This window comes from Streptomyces sp. NPDC050534 (assembly GCF_044457745.1).
Lineage (GTDB): Bacteria > Actinomycetota > Actinomycetes > Streptomycetales > Streptomycetaceae > Streptomyces.
Genome location: NZ_JBITHF010000004.1, coordinates 210,470 through 227,904, shown reverse-complemented (window position 1 = coordinate 227,904; position 17,435 = coordinate 210,470). Strand labels below are relative to the sequence as shown.

Genomic DNA, 17,435 nt, shown 5'->3' with positions numbered 1-17,435 from the left:
CAGGGACATGTATTCCGGGTATCGGCATTCCTGCGGGACGAACTGCGCACGCCAGGCGCAGCCCCGGACGGACGGATTCGACACGCGTGACGGAGCACCCCATGTCCTTCGAGCGCCCACAGCCGGGCGCCGACCCCGCGGCGGACCCCCGCGGGGCGCTCCTGCACACCCCGGCGCCGGTCTCGCCCGCGGCCGCCTTACCGGCACAGGCCCGGACCGGGGAGACGCCTTCGACGCCGGGCACGGCCACGCCGTGCGGCAAGGGAAAGGAACCGGCCTCGCCTCCCTCCGACACCACCGGCCCCGAACACTCGCAGCCCGCCGCCGAGGACCCGATGGGGACACCTCCCGCGCGAGCGAAGCCGAGCGAGGGGGACCACCGCCCGCGCCCCGAGGCCGTCCCGGACCAGCCAGGCGCCGAGCCGGGCCGCACACAGGACGGCGGTGGTCAGGAACGCCGTACCGGGCAGGGGCTGACGCCCGGGCGTCCCACGCCCATGCGGCGGGACGGCGACCGGCTGCGCTTCGTGGGTGCCGCCACGCGGCGGATCGCCCGCGGCATCGACCTCGACGAGATCGTCATGGGGCTCTGCCGGGCGACCGTGCCGACCTTCTCCGACGCGATCCTCGTCTATCTGCGCGACCCGCTGCCCGTAGGCGACGAGCGGCCCACCGGCCCGCTCCTGCTGCGCCTGAGGCGCACCGACCGGATCCCGGCGGAGCGCGACACCGAGAGCGGTTTCTCGCCGGCGCTCCAGCCCGAGCCGCCGGAGATGACGGGGCTCGACGCGGTCGGCTCCGAGATCTGCGAGGTCCGGCCGGGCAGCGCGCTCGCGGAGGTGCTGCGCGGGGTGCGCCCGGTCTTCACGGACGCGCCCGCCGCCCGCGCCGCGCTGCCCGAACTCCTCGGTGACACGGGCGAGTTCCTGGTGCCCGGCGGGCAGCGCGCGATCCTCGCCCCGCTGCGCGGCCGGCGCCGCGTGATCGGCGCCGCGCTCTTCCTGCGCCGCCCGGAGCGCATCCCCTTCGAGGCCGACGACCTCCTGGTCGCCGCCCAGCTCGCCACCCACAGCGCGCTCGGCATCGACAAGGCGGTGCTCTACGGCCGCGAGGCGTACATCGCCGACGAGCTCCAGCGCACCATGCTCCCGGAGACGCTGCCGCGGCCCACCGGCGTGCGCCTCGCGTCCCGCTACCTGCCCGCCGCCGAGACCGCGCGCGTGGGCGGCGACTGGTACGACGCCATCCCACTGCCGGGCAGCCGTGTGGCCCTCGTCGTCGGCGACGTCATGGGGCACTCCATGACCTCCGCCGCGATCATGGGCCAGCTGCGCACGACGGCGCAGACCCTGGCCGGACTCGACCTGCCCCCGCAGGAGGTCCTGCACCACCTCGACGAGCAGGCGCAGCGCCTCGGCACCGACCGCATGGCGACCTGCCTCTACGCCGTCTACGACCCGGTCTCGCACCGCATCACCATCGCCAACGCGGGCCATCCGCCGCCGGTCCTGCTGCACCTGGGCGGCCGCGCCGAGGTGTTGCGGGTGCCGCCCGGGGCGCCGATCGGCGTGGGCGGAGTCGACTTCGAGGCCGTGGAACTGGACGCGCCCGCCGGAGCGACCCTGCTGCTCTACACCGACGGGCTGGTCGAGTCGCGCCTGCGGGACGTGTGGACCGGCATAGAGCAGCTGCGCGAGAAGCTCGCCGCCACCGCGCAGCTGACCGGCCCCGACCACCCGCCGCCGCTCGAGGCCCTGTGCGACGAGGTGCTCGACATGCTCGGCCCCGGCGACCGGGACGACGACATCGCGCTGCTGGCCGCCCGCTTCGACGGGATCGCGCCCAGCGACGTGGCGTACTGGTTCCTGGAGCCCGAGGACGCCGCTCCCGGCCGGGCCCGCAGGCTCGCCCGGCGCGCGCTGTCCCGCTGGGGCATGGAGGACCTCAGCGATTCCGTGGAGCTGCTCGTCAGCGAGGTCGTGACGAACGCCGTGCGCTACGCGTCCCGTCCGGTCACGCTGCGTCTGCTGCGCACCGACGTGCTGCGCTGCGAGGTCGGCGACGACGTGCCGCAGCTGCCGCGGCTGAGGCAGGCACGGGCCACCGACGAGGGCGGCCGCGGGCTGTACCTGGTGAACAAGCTGGCCCGGCGGTGGGGGGCGACGCGGCTGAGCACCGGGAAGGTGGTCTGGTTCGAGCTGAACCGGATCTAGCAGACGTACGCGCGGAGTCGTACACGCGGAGTCGTACACGCGACAAGGGCGCCCGGCACGATGCCGGGCGCCCTTTCACCGTCTGCCGCCTACTGATTCCCGTTCGGATTCAGCGGATTCGGGACACCGCCGGTCGTCGGCGTCCCGGTCGGGGTCTGGGTCGGCGTCTGGGTGGGCGTCTGCGTCGGGGTCTGCGTCGGCGTCCGGCTCGGCGTCTGCGACGGGGACTGCGACGTCGGGGGCTCGCTCGTCGGCGTCTTGGACGGCGTTCCGCTCGGCGTCAGGGTGGGCGTCGGCGTGTAGGTCGGCTGGACCGCCGCGCCCTGCGTGGTGTCCAGGTCGAACTTCAGGCCCGTGGCGGAGACACCGAAGGTGTACGCCGCCCAGATCTGCGCCGGGAAGCCACCGCCGTTGACGCGGGGGAAGCCGCCGGCCTTGTACATCGAGACCTGCGCGCCGTTCTTCTTCGCCTCGCCGAACAGGCCGACCGAGGTGACCAGGTCGGGCGTGTAGCCGGTGAACCAGGCCGAGCGGTTCTCGTCGGACGTACCGGTCTTGCCGGCGACCTTCCGGCCGTCCCGGTCGGCGTTGTCCCGCACCGACACCTTGGCCGTACCGTCGTCGACCACGCCCGTCAGCACCGAGGTGACCGTGTCGGCGGCCTCGCGGCTGACGACCTGAGCGCCGACCGGCTTCGGCAGGGTGACCTGGTGCCGGCTGTTCTCGACCGACTTGAGGATGGTCGGCGTGACCTTCCTGCCGTGGTTGTCGAGGGTCGCGTAGACCCCGGCCATCTGGAGGGGGCTCGCGCCCATGGTGCCGAGGGTCTGCGCGGGGACCGCCCTGAGGTCGCCGGTGTCCATGCCGAGGGCGCTGCCGACCTTGAGCACCTTGTCCATGCCGACGTCGACGCCCATCTGCGCGAAGACGGAGTTGACGGACTTGTTCATCGCCGTCTGGACGCTGATGTCGCCGTAGTCGGTGTCGTCCTCGTTCTGGGGCGCGAAGCCGACCTTGGTGCCGTGGTCGACGACCGGGCGCCTGCTGGTGCCGTCGTAGATGGTGTTCGCGGCGATCGGCTTCCCGGTCTGCGTCTGGGCGCCCTCGTCCAGGGCCGCGGCGAGGATGACCGGCTTGAAGGTCGAGGCGGGCTGGTAGTCCGTGCGGGTCGCGTTGTTGCGGAAGTGCTTGTAGTAGTCCTGACCGCCGTACATCGCGACGACCGCGCCGTTCTTCGGGTTCACGGAGACGGCGCCGGCCTGGATGTCCGCGTCGACCGAGCGCTTCTTGGGGTCGAGCTTGCTGGTCAGCTGCGACTTGGCGGCCTTCTCCAGCGCGACCTGCTTCTTCTTGTCGATGTTGAGCGTGATGGTCCAGCCGCCGGCCTTGACCAGGTTCTCCGCGTCGTTGATGTTGTCGGCGGTGCCCTGCGCGACCAGCTGCTTGGCGAGCTGGCTGTTGGCCGCGTCCACCAGGTAGCCGGTCTGGCCGCCCATGCCGGGAGCCGCCTTCGGCGCCTTGGGCACCGGGAACTTCATTTCGGCGCGCTTGCCCTTGTCCAGCCAGCCCTCCTCGACCATGTTGTCGAGGACGTAGTTCCAGCGGGCCTGCACCAGCTTCTTGCCGGTGTCCGTGGCGATCGCCCAGTCGTACTGGTTCGGCGCCTGCAGCAGCGCGGCGAGATAGGCGCCCTGCGCGACGTCCAGGTCCTGGGCGTCCACGCGGTAGTAGGCCTGCGCAGCGGCCTGGATGCCGTAGGCGCCGCGGCCGTAGTAGCTGGTGTTGATGTAGCCGGCGAGGATGTAGTCCTTGGACTTGGTGCGGTCCAGCTTCAGCGAGATGACCAGTTCCTTCAGCTTGCGCGAGACGGTCTGGTTCTGCGTCAGGTAGTAGTTCTTGACGTACTGCTGGGTGATGGTCGAACCACCCTGGGCGCCCTTGCCGGAGAGCGTGTTGAGCAGACCGCGGGCCGTGCCCTTCAGATCGACCCCGTTGTCCTTGTAGAACGTCTTGTTCTCGGCGGCGACGAAGGTGCGCTGGACGCCCTTGGGCACCTTGGCCAGGTCCACGATCTCGCGGTTGCGCTGGCCGTCGCGGGTCATCAGCGAGCCGTCTTTGTACTTGTAGACGTTGCTCTGGAGCGTGGCGTCGGCGTTGCCCTTGGGTATCCCGATCATCATGTACAGCGCGACGAACGCGCCCATGCCGAGCAGGCACAGCCCGAAGAAGGTCCCGACGATCTTCTTCCACGTGAACATCCGGCGTATGAAGCTCCGGTCGTCCTTGCCCGCCTTGCCCTTGGGCCGGCCCCGGCCCTGAGCCGCCCGGCGGGCCGCGGCCCGTCCTCCGACGACCGTGACGGACTCCTGGGCCGACGAGGCCATGGTCGCCGTGGACGAGCGCGTGGGCGCCGCGCGGCGGCCACCGCGCTGCCGCGCTCGTCTGTCTTCCGCTCGTCCCATTGGTCCGATCCGCTCCGCTTCGTTCATGTGTGCTCACACGTCACACAGGTTCGCCGCTCAAGTCAGCTCAAGAAGCTAACACCGTGACATGTGACGAAGGTCCGTCGATCCGGCCTTTTGCGGACGTGAGAATCAGCACCCGCCCCACCGGAACCGACGACTGAGGGGGGTGGAGGGTTGCTCTGCGGGGTAAAGTGATATCACTTGGATAGACCAGCGCTTACACCAAGCGCACCACGAGCACGGGGGCCCTTCATGTCCGCACAAGATTCCGCACCAGCCGCCGACGTCCCGGAGATGCCCGCCCCGCGGGTGCGGGAGTTCGCCGCGCACAGCATCGGCGGCGCGCTCGCGCTGCTGCTCGGGCTGCTCGGGGTGCTGGTGGCCATCGCCCTGTTCGCGGCCGGCTCGGTCAACCCGGGCTTCGCCGTCGGCGGCGTCTTCGTCCTCATAGCCGCGGTCATCTCGCTGCGCGGGCTCAACACCGTGGCGCCGGGCGAGGCCCGGGTGGTCCAGCTCTTCGGGCGCTATCGGGGCACGATCCGCCAGGACGGCCTGCGCTGGGTGAACCCCTTCACCTCGCGCACCAAGATCTCGACCCGCGTCCGCAACCACGAGACCGCCGTCCTCAAGGTCAACGACGCCTACGGCAACCCGATCGAGCTCGCCGCGGTCGTGGTCTGGAAGGTGCGGGACACCGCGCAGGCGACGTTCGAGGTGGACAACTACCTCGAGTTCGTGGCCACGCAGACGGAGGCCGCGGTCCGGCACATCGCCATCGAGTACCCCTACGACGCCCACGACGAGGGCGGGCTCTCGCTGCGCGGCAACGCCGAGGAGATCACCGAGAAGCTCGCCGTCGAACTGCACGCGCGCGTGGAGGCGGCCGGCGTGCAGATCATCGAGTCGCGGTTCACGCATCTCGCCTACGCTCCCGAGATCGCCTCGGCGATGCTCCAGCGCCAGCAGGCCGGAGCGGTCGTGGCGGCCCGGCGGCAGATCGTGGACGGAGCGGTGGGCATGGTCGAGGCGGCCCTCGCGCGGATCACCGAGCGGGACATCGTGGAGCTGGACAACGAGCGCAAGGCGGCGATGGTGTCCAACCTGATGGTGGTGCTGTGCGGCGACCGGGCTCCGCAGCCCGTCCTCAACACCGGGACCCTCTACCAGTAATGGCATCGTCCGAGGAGCCCTCGCCCGAGCGCCGGCCGCAGCAGCGCAAGCAGGTGCTGCTGCGGCTGGATCCCTCGGTGTACGAGGCGCTGGCGCGGTGGGCCGGGGACGAGCTCCGGTCCGCCAACGCCCAGATCGAGTTCCTGCTGCGCCGGGCGCTGGCGGAGGCGGGGCGGCTGCCCGGGGAGGCGCGGCCGATCCCGCGCCGGGGGCGGCCGCCCACCGGCCCGAAGCCCTGAGAACCCTGTGACAAAGCTGTGACAATCGGCCCCCACCTGCGGGGCCGCACGCCCCGCCATGATCTACACACTCCGCGTATACATCAGGCGTATACACCGTGTGTAGAGTGCTCCGCATGTCCATCGGTCACACCCTTCTAGGACTCCTGGAGTCCGGGCCACGCCACGGTTACGACCTCAAGCGGGCCTTCGACGAGAAGTTCGGTCACGACCGGCCGCTGCACTACGGCCAGGTCTACTCGACGATGTCCCGCCTGCTGAAGAACGGGCTCGTGGAGGTCGACGGAATCGAGGCGGGCGGCGGTCCCGAGCGCAAGCGGTACGCGATCACCGACGCCGGGATCACCGACGTGGAGCGCTGGCTCGCGACGCCGGAGGCGCCCGAGCCGTACCTGCACTCCACGCTCTACACCAAGGTCGTCCTCGCGCTGCTCACCCACCGCGACGCGTCCGACATCCTCGACATGCAGCGCTCCGAGCACCTGCGGATGATGCGCATCCTGACCGACCGCAAGCGCAAGGGCGACCTGGCCGACCAGCTCATCTGCGACCACGCCCTGTTCCACCTCGAGGCCGACCTGCGCTGGCTTGAACTGACCGCCGCGCGCCTCGACAAGCTCGCGGAGGTGGTGACCAAGTGACTCCGCCTCCCGGCTCCCTGCTCGCGGCCGAGAATCTGCGCAAGACGTACGGGCCGACCACCGCGCTGGACGGCGCCGAGTTCTCCATCCACCCCGGCGAGGTCGTCGCCGTGATGGGGCCCTCCGGGTCCGGCAAGTCGACGCTGCTGCACTGCCTCGCCGGGATCGTGACGCCCGACGCGGGCTCGATCACCTACAACGGCCGTGAGATGGCGACCATGAGCGACGCCGCGCGCAGCGCCCTGCGGCGCTCCGAGTTCGGTTTCGTCTTCCAGTTCGGCCAGCTCGTACCGGAGTTGACCTGCGTCGAGAACGTCGCCCTGCCGCTCCGGCTGAACGGCACGTCCCGCAAGGAGGCCGAGCGGACCGCGCTGACCTGGATGGAGCGGCTGGAGGTCGACGACCTGCGCAAGAAGCGTCCCGGTGAGGTCTCCGGCGGTCAGGGGCAGCGCGTCGCCGTCGCCCGGGCGCTGGTCACCAGCCCGCGGGTGCTGTTCGCGGACGAGCCGACCGGCGCGCTGGACTCGCTCAACGGCGAGCGCGTGATGGACCTGCTCACGGACGCCGCCCGGTCCACCAACGCGGCCGTCGTCCTCGTCACGCACGAGGCCCGGGTGGCCGCGTACTCGGACCGCGAGATCGTCGTACGCGACGGAAAGTCGCGGGACATGGAGCGCGCGGTATGAAGGCGCGGCAGTGGGCCGACGATCTGGCCATGGGCATGCGGTTCGCCTTCGCCGGCGGACGTGAGGGCTGGACCCGGGCCCTGCTGACCGCGGTCGGCGTCGGGCTCGGGGTGGCGCTGCTGCTGCTGACGACCGCCATTCCGAGCGCGCTGTCCGCGCGGGACGAGCGGGGCAGCGCCCGGGACGACTTCACCTACAGCGGGAAGGTGCTGCCGAAGGCCGACGACACGCTGATCGTCGCCTCCACCGACACGACCTTCCACGGCGCGGACGTACGCGGCCGGCTCCTCCAGCAGGAGGGGGCGAAGGCGCCGCTGCCGCCGGGCGTCGCGAAGTTCCCGGCGAACGGCGAGATGGTCGTCTCGCCCGCGCTGAAGAAGCTGCTCGCGTCCGGCTCAGGCAAGCTGCTGCGCGAGCGCATCCCCTACCGCGCGGTGGGCACCATCGCCGACCGGGGACTCGTCGGGCCCGGCGAACTCGCCTACTACGCGGGCGCCTTGGGCCTGGAGCACCATCTGGCCGGCGGCAGCATCGAGCGCATCCACTACTTCGGGCCCTCCCCCGGACACCAGCAGGACGGCCTGGACCCGACCCTGATCCTGCTCGTCACGATCATCTTCGTGGTGCTGCTGCTGCCCGTCGGTGTGTTCATCGCCGCGGCCGTCCGCTTCGGCGGCGAACGCCGCGACCGCCGGCTCGCGGCGCTGCGGCTCGTCGGCGCCGACGGCCGGATGGCCCGCAGGATCGCGGGCGGCGAGGCGCTGGCCGGGGCGCTGCTCGGACTCGTCCTCGGCACCGTCTTCTTCCTCACGGGACGTCAGCTGGCGGCCTCGCTGGAGGTGCGGGACATCAGCGTCTTCCCGAGCGACCTCAACCCGTCGCCGGCCCTGGTCCTGGTCGTGGCCGTCGCGGTGCCCGCCGCGGCCGTCCTCGTCACGCTCTTCGCGCTGCGGGGGGTGGTCATCGAGCCGCTCGGCGTGGTCCGTACGGCGAAGCCGCCGCGCCGCCGGCTGTGGTGGCGGCTGCTGCTGCCGCTGGCCGGGCTCGCGCTGCTGTACCCGATGGTCGGCCAGGGCAACGACAACGGGAACTTCAACCAGTGGATGGTGATCGGCGGCACCGTGCTGCTGCTGGTCGGCGTCACCGCGCTGCTGCCGTGGATCGTCGAGGCCGTGGTGGCCCGGCTGAACTCGGGTCCGGTCTCCTGGCAACTGGCGGTGCGCAGGCTTCAGTTGAGCAGCGGCTCGGCCGCCCGGATGGTCAACGGCATCGCGGTCGCGGTGGCCGGCGCGGTCGCGCTCCAGATGCTGTTCGCCGGGGTCGAGCACGACTACACGAAGTGGACGAAGAACGACCTCGACCGGGCGCAGATGGAGATCTCGGTGCGCGGCGACGTCCCGCTGTCCCAGGTGGACCACAAGCTCGCCGCGACCGAGGGGGTGCGCCGGGTGACGGCGCTCTCGCTCGGCTCGGTCGGGGACGGGCCGAAGAACCCGGACAACGAGCTGGAGGTGGCCGTCGGCAGCTGCGCGCAGCTGGGCGAGGTGGCCCGGCTGACGTCCTGCCGCAACGGCGACATCTTCCGCATCGTCGGCGACCAGTACGGCGGCGACACCAAGAAGCTGATCGCGCCGGGCCGCACCCTGTACTTCGACCCGGCCTACAGCGGATCGAGCAGTCACACGGCGGCCTGGAAGGTGCCCTCCGGGGTGAAGACGGCGGCCCAGCGCCAGGACCCCACGGGTTACGAGCGCGGCGGACTGCTCATCACCTCGGGCGCGCTGCCCGCGGCCGCGACGGCCGGCCTGAGCCAGAAGGTGTACCTCTCGCTGGACCGGTCGGTGGCGGACGCCGACGAGTACGCACGCAACACCGCCGCCCGGCTGGATCCGCTGGCGGACGTGTTCACGCTGACGTCCACCAAGCAGTCGCTGCAGTTCCGGTCCATCCGCACCGGGCTGTTCGTGGGCGCCACCTGTGTCCTGTTGCTGATCGGCGCGAGTCTGCTGGTGTCGCAGCTGGAGCAGTTGCGCGAGCGCAAGAAGCTGCTGTCGTCGCTGGTGGCCTTCGGCACCCGGCGCCGCACGCTGAGCCTGTCGGTGCTGTGGCAGACGGCGATCCCGATCGCGCTGGGCCTGCTGCTCGCCTCGGTGGTCGGGCTGACGCTGGGCGCGGTGCTGCTGAAGATGACCGGCACCACGGTGAGCGTGGACTGGGCGAGCGTGCTGTCGATGACGGGCATCGGCGCGGCGGTCGTCCTCGCCGTGACGCTGCTCAGCCTGCCGCCGCTGCTGCGGCTGATGCGGCCGGACGGGCTGCGCACCGAGTAGTGAGCCCTTCGTCCAGGCCCCTCCCCGGCGCGGGGAGGGGCCTGCCGTCTTTCACAGGCTGTACTCCCGTACCACCCGCCGCACCTGGGCGAACAGCATGCCCACGTTGACCGACTTGCGGCAGACGACGACGGCGACGACGTCCTGCTGCTCGTTCATGCGCACGAACAGGTGCGTGAGGTTCTCACTGTTGACCAGGATCTCCTGGAAGAAGTGGTTGTCGCTCTGGATGCCGCGGCGCTCCTTGAAGACGTCCTCGATCATCACGACCGTGCGCCCCTGGAACAGGTCGAGCGTCGCGCCCGCCAGCAGGTCCAGTACCTCGGGCGGATGGTTGTCGATGGTCTCGTACGACAGCAGCATGCCAGTCGACATGTCCACGACGCCCGAGGCCACGCAGTCGGGCGCGTCGGTGCGGAGTGCTTTGACCAGGCCCATCACCTGGTCCGAGAAACCGGTGGTCATACGCTTCGTCGCCATCCCTTCAAACTCCTTCTGCCGTCTTGTGCCTGAGGATCGAACCGATGCGATCCAGTGCGGGTGCGGTCGCCCGGTGCAGCCGGTCGACGTCCATGCCCTCGTCGCCCAGGACGACCATCAGCGCGGTGTCCCCGACGGCGTAGAAGGCGGCACAGCCGTGGCTGCCGTACGTCACCGTCTGGCGCAGCGCGCCGCGTGAGGTCGCCTGTGCGGTGCGGCGGGCGAGCCCGAGTCCTGCCGCGGCGAGCGCGGCGAGGCCCTCCGGGTCGATAGTGTCGGCGGTGTCGGCCGCGATCAGCAGTCCGTCCGCCGCCGCGACCGCGGTATCGGTGATACCGGTCACCTGCTCCCGCAGGCCGCGCATCTCCAGCGCGAGGGCTTCGTGATCCATGTACTCAACTCCCGTATTTCTTTTCACAGTTCGGTAGGCGTCTGGTCGGTTCGGTCACTTCGGGGATCCGTTTCGGAGGCGGAAGAAGCCGTTCGGTCTGCGACGGGGGAGGGTGACCGGCTCCGGGGGTTCCGGTGGCGGTGGTGCGGGGGCCGGCGGAGTGCGGCCGTGAATGCCCTCCGGCGGCACGCGGACCGCGATGGGCGCGGGTTCCGGCGGGCATCGCAGGAGGCCCTCGGTGAGCATGCGGGAGACCTCGACCGTGACCGTGTAGACGCCGCGGCCGGTGCGGAAGGCCAGGTCGCGGGCCGTGCGGCGGCCATCCGCGTGGGCGAGCAGGTCGCGGCGGAGTTCGCTGAGCGGGGCGGTGGAGTCCGGTACGGGAAGCGGCCGTTCACGGTCGGGGTGCACGGGATGGGGCAGCGCGGACAGGGCGGTCAGCTTGCGGGCCGCGTCCTCCAGCAGCCGCGCGCAGGGCTCTCCCACGGCGACCGGGGCGGGCGGCTCCACGCCGGCGTCCACGCGCTCGCAGCCCTCGACACGGCCCGCGAGGATCGCGAACACCGCGTCCTGGAGCGCCACCACGCACACCACGGCGAGCTGGGCGGCACCGGCGTACCCGCGGGCGACCAGCCCGGCGGCCGGCCAGCGGGCGCCCCCGCCCTCGCGCACCAGCGCGGCCCACTGCTCGCCGTCCACCCGCCCGGAGCGCAGCAGCAGCGCCTCCGGACCCGGCGCCCCGGGCGACTCCGCGGCGACGATGAGTCCGTGCCGCAGGTGCAGCACGCCGCCCGGCGACCCGGACACGCGCAGGGCACCGGTCCACCCCTCGCGCCCGCAGGCAGCGAGAGCCCGTGCCAGCAGGTCGTGGCCCGACATGACACCCCCCTGTCGCGTACCGCTGAGGGGGGAATGTGTATCAGGCCGAACGCATATTCCGGCCGGAGATTTCCGACCTGTCCCCAGGTGACGGAAGTTGCACCCGGAGCCGGTTCAATTGGCTTTGTTCGGCGCGCATTTGATCGAACGACGAACGCATTTCAGGCGCCCGCGGGCGTCAGGAAGCGGCGCTCTCGGCGCTGTCCACGGGGGCCGCTTCCCCGGTCCCGGCGCCGACCCGGACGGCCTTGTCCTCGATCTCCTCGGGTACGTCCTGCGGGGGCTGTTCGTCGCCGCCGGGAATGTGTTCCGCGGAGTACGCCCGCAGATACGCCACGACCGTGTTCGACACCGCCACCAGCGGCACGGCCACCACCGCACCGCCGATCCCGGCCACCATGCCGCCGGCGGCGACCGACAGGACCACCGCGAGCGGATGGACCCGTACCGCGCGCCCGAGGATGAACGGCTGCAGGATGTGGCCCTCGATCTGCTGGACCGCGAGCACCACGGCGAGCGTCATCACGGCCGTGAACACGCCCTGGGTGACCAGTGCGACGACCACGGCGAGCGCGCCGGAGGCCACCGCGCCGACCAGCGGGATGAAGGAGAACAGGAAGATGAAGACGGCCAGCGGCACGGCCATGGGCACGTCGAGGAAGTAGATGCCCAGGCCGATGAAGATGGCGTCGATCAGGGCGACGAGCACCGTGCCGCGCACGTACGCGGTCAGCGTGCGCCAGGCCCGCGGTCCCGCGCCCGCGATGGCGGGACGCGCCGCCGAGGGCACCAGCTTCAGCGTCCACTCCCAGATGCGCCGGCCGTCGTAGAGCAGGAAGAGGGTCGAGAAGAACGTCAGCAGGATGCCGGTCAGCGCCTCGACCACGACCTGTACGCCCTCGAGGCCCGCGGAGGTGATCTGGTCGGTGTTCGCGCCGACCGCGTCCCGCAGGTTCTTGGCGATCTGGTTGATCTGCTTGTCGGTGACGTGGAAGGGGCTCTTCAGCAGCCAGTTGCGCAGATCGTCGATGCCGCTCTGGATCTGGCTGGAGAGGTTGTCGATGTTCTCCATGACCTGCCAGGTCACGAACCACCCGATCAGGCCCATGACGACGAAGCCGAGGATCGCCGTGAGGGCGGTGGCGGGGCCGCGCGGTACGCCGTGCCGCTTCAGGCGGGCCACGGTCGGCTGGAGCAGGGCCGTGATGAGCAGGGCGACGACGAAGGCGAGGACGACGAGTTGCACGGCGCTGATGACCCGCATCAGCACCCAGACCGTGCCGGCGAGCACCAGCAGCCGCCAGCCGGCCTCCGCCGCGACCCGCATGCCCCACGGCACGGCGTTCGCGGGTTCGGGACGGACGGGCCGGGCGGGGCGCGGAGACGGCGCGTCGGCCGTGCGGTCCGGGGCCGGCTTCGTCCCGTTCTTGCGCGCGGAGGACGGCGTGTCGTCGTCGGCCGACTCTCGTTCGACCTCGGCTCGGCGTTCGTCCAACCGCTCACTCACCTCGGTCAGGCCGGCGCCGATCCGGCCGAGCCACCCTGGCACTCGCGACATGATTCGTCCTCTTCCCCCGTCTGTCCCCACCACTCCCCCCTGGAGTCATTGCGTGTCCGACCGTACATGGCGAAAGCCCCTCCCCCTATGACGGGGAGGGGCTGCGCAAGGTTGAGAGACGGGGCCGCCGGCCCCGGCGGCTCAGTACCAGTGGTTGGCCGACCAGAACGACCAGGCCTCACACGGGCTGCCGTACCGGCTGTTCATGTAGTTCAGGCCCCACTTGATCTGGGTGGCCGGATTCGTCTGCCAGTCGGAGCCGACGGACGAGTACTTGGAGGCGGGCAGCGCCTGGAAGAGTCCGTACGCACCGGAGGAGGCGTTGACCGCGTGGTAGTTCCAGCTGGACTCGTGGTCCACGATGTTGCTGAAGCACTGGAACTGTCCGCTCGGCACCATCTGCCGCGCCATCGCCTGGATGTCGGCGACGGAGTACGAGCTCTGGACGGGGAAGTCGGCCGAGGTGGCCTTGCTGCGACTGGCCGCGGCCTTCGCCGCGGCGCGCTCCTTGGCCTCCTTGGCAGCCTTCTCCGCCGCTTCCTTCTTGGCGATGGCGGTGTCGGCGGCAGCCTTGCGGGCCGCCTCCTCGGCGTCCTTCTTGGCGCTGGCGTCGGCCTGGATCGCCTGGGCGTCGGCCTGCTGCGTCAGCGAGGCGGTCTGCACCTGGGCCTGCTGGCCCGTGGGTATGTCCGCCAGGAGCGTCGCATCGGATGCCGTCGCCTCGGCGTCGTTGGGCTGGGCCGTGCTGCCCGAGGCAACTCCGACAACGCTTCCGACGGCGGTGACCGCGGTGGCCGAGGCCACTGCGAATCCCCGGACCGAAATCCGGCTCACTCGGTTTCCTTCCAGCATCGCCCGCTTCGGTGACCCTGGCGGACGCAATCGTGCCCCCTGACTCTGGCCTCCCAACTGCGGGGTCACGGGAGGCGCGGGCCCGGTGGGCAACTCCCGCGAGGGGAGCGCCACGTGGTGCTCGGGCGGCATACGACGACGCTGTGGAGTTGGTGGTGGTGCATCTGTGGTGCCGTACCGCTGGGGGTACAGGTGTGTCGTATGCGGGGCCTGACAGGAGTGAGACTCTGCCGTAACCCGACACCGGGTGGCAATTCTGAGTTGCGTGTGAAAGCTCACATCCCGTTTGGCCCCTGGGATTTCGAGAAACAGCAACACGCGAAGGCGCCGCCCGGCTAGGCTCACAGCCTTTGCTGGACGGCGCCAACTGACGCGTAACCGGCCCTAATTGGGCCGACGTCGGTGAGACCGGCTAGATCTGCCCGTCTTCGAGCATTTCGGTCACAAGGGCCGCGATCTGGGACCTCTCGGACCTCGTCAGCGTGACATGCGCGAAGAGCGGATGCCCCTTCAGCTTCTCCACCACGGCGACGACTCCGTCGTAGCGACCGACGCGCAGATTGTCCCGCTGTGCCACGTCATGGGTGAGAATCACCCGCGAATTGGCCCCGATCCGGGACAGAACGGTCAGCAGGACGTTCCGTTCCAGCGACTGCGCCTCGTCCACGATCACGAAGGCGTCGTGCAGCGAGCGCCCGCGGATGTGGGTGAGCGGAAGGACCTCGAGCATGCCGCGTGCGGTGACCTCCTCGATGACCTCGCGGCTTGTGACCGCGGACAGCGTGTCGAAGACCGCCTGCGCCCAGGGGCTCATCTTCTCGGCCTCGGAGCCGGGCAGATAGCCGAGTTCCTGCCCGCCGACCGCGTACAGCGGCCGGAAGACCATCACCTTCTGGTGCTGGCGCCGCTCCAGGACGGCTTCCAGCCCCGCGCACAGCGCGAGCGCCGACTTGCCGGTGCCGGCCCGGCCGCCCATGGACACGATCCCGACGTCCGGGTCGAGGAGCAGATCCAGCGCGATCCGCTGCTCGGCGCTGCGGCCCTTGATGCCGAAGGCCTCCCGATCGCCGCGCACCAGGCGGACGTTCCCCTCGGGCGTGACCCGGCCGAGGGCCTTGCCGCGCTCCGACTGGATCGTCAGGCCCGTGTGCACGGGGAGGTCGGACACCTCGGGCACATATACGTGCCCTTCCTCGAAGAGGACGTCCACCTGCTCGCCGGGCAGGGTCACCTCGGACATTCCGGTCCAGCCGGAGGAGTCCGTGATGGCCAGTTCCGCGCGGTACTCCTCGGCGAGGAGACCGACGGACGAGGCCTTGATCCTGAGCGGCAGGTCCTTCGAGACGACGGTGACGTCGAATCCCTCGGCCTGCAGATTGCGGGCGACCGCGAGGATGCGGGAGTCGTTGTCCCCCAGGCGGTAGCCGCTCGGCAGCACGCTGGGGTCCGAGTGATTGAGCTCGACACGGACGGTCCCGCCCAGTTCACCGATCGGGATGGGGGCGTCGAGACGGCCGTGCCGCACCCGGAACTCGTCGAGCAGGCGCAGGGCCTGCCGGGCGAAGTAGCCGAGTTCGGGATGGTGCCGCTTCGCCTCCAGCTCCGTGACCACGACGATGGGGAGCACGACCTCGTGCTCGTCGAAGCGGCTCAGGGCGTTCGGGTCGGCCAGCAGGACGCTGGTGTCGAGAACATAGGTGCGCCGGTCTGGCTTGTGGCGCTTTGTGCTGGTCACCACGGAAGGACGTACCCCCTCGGATGAGGTCGGGGAGCGACGGAGTGGAGCTGGACCGGTCGACGGCCGCGATGCACGGGCCGAAAACCGGCCCTCCGCCTTTTCGTCCGTGCTGTGACCGCACGATCGGGCTGGTGCAAAGGGCCTCCCGGGCGGACGGCCCCGTGCCGTCCGCTGAGATCCGACACCCGTGGTTCGGGTGTCGACCTGCTTGGCTTATGCCCTCGAACAAGCGTCACCATGCCGACATGTATGGCGGCGCGCTGGTGAACTCCTTGTTACTTCCGCCCCAAATGGGGTACTCCCGGCCCGCCCGGGACCCACCGATGCCAGCTGTGGCAAGGCTTGTGTCAGCCGCCGTAACGCCGGTGTCGCGCAGCGTAGTCACGCATGGCGCGCAGGAAGTCGACCTTGCGGAAGGCCGGCCAGAAGACCTCGCAGAAGTAGTACTCGGAGTGCGCGGTCTGCCAGAGCATGAATCCGGACAGGCGCTGCTCACCGCTGGTCCGGATCACCAGGTCGGGGTCGGGCTGGGCGCCGGTGTAGAGGTGCCGCCCGATCATGTCGACGTCGACGGCCTCGGCGAGGTCCTCCATCGAGGTGCCCTTGTCCTGGGCGTCGAGGAGCATGGAGCGCACCGCGTCGGCGATCTCCTGCCGGCCGCCGTACCCGATCGCGACGTTGACCATTATCCCGTCGATGTGGGCGGTGGTCTCCTCCGCCTCCTTCAGCGCGGTCTGCATCTGCGAGGGCAGCAGGTCGGGGGTGCCGACGTGGTGCACGCGCCAGCGGCCGTCCGCCGCGAGGGTCTTCACGACGTCCTCGATGATCCCGAGAAGCGGTCCGAGCTCCTCCTGCGGACGGTCGAAGTTGTCCGTCGACAGCAGCCAGAGGGTGACGACCTCGACGTCCGTCTCGGTGCACCAGCCGAGGAACTCCTCGATCTTCTCGGCGCCCGCCCGGTGACCGTGCACGGTGGTGGAACCCGAGGCCTTCGCCCAGCGACGGTTGCCGTCCATGATGACGCCGATGTGCTTGGGCACCTGAGCGTGGTCCAGGTGGCCCTCCACCCGGCGCGCATACAGCCTGACGAGCAGGCCGCGCAGCTTGTCGCGCAGGTTCACGTGTTTGTCAGCCCCTCCGTGCAGATGCGGTCCCCGCGGCTCGCAGCCTACCCCTGCGGGGCTTGGGCGTGGGATTTGGGATTGCCGGGGCGGGGAGTTGGGGCGCGATGCGTTCGTGGGTCGTCTGGTCCGCCGGCGGGTGCGGGTCGCGTGTGGCCGGTCGCGCAGTTCCCCGCGCCCTTTTGGGGCGGTGCAGTCCTCGGCGCCCCTGGTCGGGACACAAAAACGGGCCGGTCCGTGGGGGGGAGACGGACCGGCCCGAGGGGGGGTTTCCACCATAACCCTTCGTAAGGGCCGGTGGGTGCATCGGCGTGCCACAACTACTCTCCGGAATCGAACGGCGACGGGCCGGTGGCCGCCGTGGGGCCGTCTTGTGGCTGGTTCGTGGCCGGATGGCGGCTGATTTCACAGTTCGGTCGGCGGGCGTGGCGCTGTCCCCCAGGTGGGTGAACCGGGCCGCGGATCCGGACTTGACGCAGGAGAAGGCACCGCGCAGCCCCCTCCACCGCGCGGTGCCGCCGCGCAGCTTTGCTCACGCGAATTACCTGCTCTTGAACTTACGTGACAGTTAGGACAGAGGCGAGCCAACCTTGATAACAATGTGAAAACCCCACCAGACCTGTGAATGTGCGGATGCGACCCGCCCTTGATGCCGCAAATGTCCGGCCCGAG

14 protein-coding genes are annotated in these 17,435 nt (G+C 70.5%); 6 read left to right on the top strand and 8 right to left on the bottom strand.

Annotation, left to right across the window (positions count from 1 at the left end):
- Window positions 1-101: 101 nt before the first annotated feature.
- The gene (locus ACIBN2_RS15360) at window positions 102-2,213 is read left to right on the top strand and encodes a SpoIIE family protein phosphatase (RefSeq protein WP_399134838.1); all 2,112 of its coding nucleotides are present in this window, start codon (window positions 102-104) and stop codon (window positions 2,211-2,213) included.
- A gap of 89 nt (window positions 2,214-2,302) precedes the next feature.
- Here ACIBN2_RS15360 and ACIBN2_RS15355 read toward each other — a convergent pair whose 3' ends face one another.
- Window positions 2,303-4,675, bottom strand: a complete 2,373-nt coding sequence (locus ACIBN2_RS15355; protein ID WP_399134837.1) for a transglycosylase domain-containing protein — start codon at window positions 4,673-4,675, stop codon at window positions 2,303-2,305.
- A 255-nt stretch (window positions 4,676-4,930) separates the two neighbouring features.
- Here ACIBN2_RS15355 and ACIBN2_RS15350 point away from each other — a divergent pair, with 255 nt between their 5' ends.
- From ACIBN2_RS15350 to ACIBN2_RS15330, 5 genes are all read left to right on the top strand, one after another.
- Entirely contained in the window at window positions 4,931-5,848 is a 918-nt protein-coding gene (locus ACIBN2_RS15350) for an SPFH domain-containing protein (RefSeq protein ID WP_399134836.1), read from the top strand.
- Window positions 5,848-6,087: a hypothetical protein gene (locus tag ACIBN2_RS15345; protein ID WP_399134835.1), complete on the top strand. Its 240-nt coding sequence runs from the start codon at window positions 5,848-5,850 to the stop codon at window positions 6,085-6,087. Before ACIBN2_RS15350 ends, ACIBN2_RS15345 begins: the two co-directional genes overlap by 1 nt.
- A 116-nt stretch (window positions 6,088-6,203) precedes the next feature.
- Entirely contained in the window at window positions 6,204-6,728 is a 525-nt protein-coding gene (locus ACIBN2_RS15340; protein WP_399134834.1) for a PadR family transcriptional regulator, read from the top strand.
- A complete protein-coding gene (locus tag ACIBN2_RS15335; RefSeq protein ID WP_399134833.1) occupies window positions 6,725-7,414 on the top strand; it encodes an ABC transporter ATP-binding protein in 690 nt (229 codons plus the stop codon). Before ACIBN2_RS15340 ends, ACIBN2_RS15335 begins: the two co-directional genes overlap by 4 nt.
- Window positions 7,411-9,744: an FtsX-like permease family protein gene (locus ACIBN2_RS15330; protein WP_399134832.1), complete on the top strand. Its 2,334-nt coding sequence runs from the start codon at window positions 7,411-7,413 to the stop codon at window positions 9,742-9,744. Before ACIBN2_RS15335 ends, ACIBN2_RS15330 begins: the two co-directional genes overlap by 4 nt.
- Window positions 9,745-9,795: 51 nt before the next feature.
- Here the strand turns inward: ACIBN2_RS15330 and ACIBN2_RS15325 are convergent, their stop codons facing one another.
- From ACIBN2_RS15325 to ACIBN2_RS15295, 7 genes are all read right to left on the bottom strand, one after another.
- Complete coding sequence (locus tag ACIBN2_RS15325) at window positions 9,796-10,224, bottom strand: hypothetical protein (RefSeq protein ID WP_399134831.1); 429 nt, start codon at window positions 10,222-10,224, stop codon at window positions 9,796-9,798.
- Window positions 10,225-10,228: 4 nt separating this feature from the next.
- A complete protein-coding gene (locus ACIBN2_RS15320) occupies window positions 10,229-10,615 on the bottom strand; it encodes a roadblock/LC7 domain-containing protein (RefSeq protein ID WP_384250816.1) in 387 nt (128 codons plus the stop codon).
- Between the two features lie 54 nt (window positions 10,616-10,669).
- Window positions 10,670-11,494, bottom strand: coding sequence for a MarR family transcriptional regulator (locus ACIBN2_RS15315; protein ID WP_399134830.1), 825 nt, complete (start codon window positions 11,492-11,494; stop codon window positions 10,670-10,672).
- 178 nt (window positions 11,495-11,672) lie between these two features.
- The gene (locus ACIBN2_RS15310) at window positions 11,673-13,052 is read right to left on the bottom strand and encodes an AI-2E family transporter (RefSeq protein ID WP_399134829.1); all 1,380 of its coding nucleotides are present in this window, start codon (window positions 13,050-13,052) and stop codon (window positions 11,673-11,675) included.
- A gap of 141 nt (window positions 13,053-13,193) precedes the next feature.
- Window positions 13,194-13,886 carry a transglycosylase SLT domain-containing protein gene (locus tag ACIBN2_RS15305; RefSeq protein WP_399134828.1) on the bottom strand — a complete coding sequence of 231 codons (693 nt, stop codon included), beginning with the start codon at window positions 13,884-13,886 and terminating at the stop codon, window positions 13,194-13,196.
- A gap of 430 nt (window positions 13,887-14,316) precedes the next feature.
- Window positions 14,317-15,642, bottom strand: a complete 1,326-nt coding sequence (locus tag ACIBN2_RS15300) for a PhoH family protein (protein WP_399134827.1) — start codon at window positions 15,640-15,642, stop codon at window positions 14,317-14,319.
- A gap of 347 nt (window positions 15,643-15,989) precedes the next feature.
- Entirely contained in the window at window positions 15,990-16,763 is a 774-nt protein-coding gene (locus tag ACIBN2_RS15295) for an isoprenyl transferase (RefSeq protein ID WP_399134826.1), read from the bottom strand.
- Window positions 16,764-17,435: the final 672 nt, after the last annotated feature.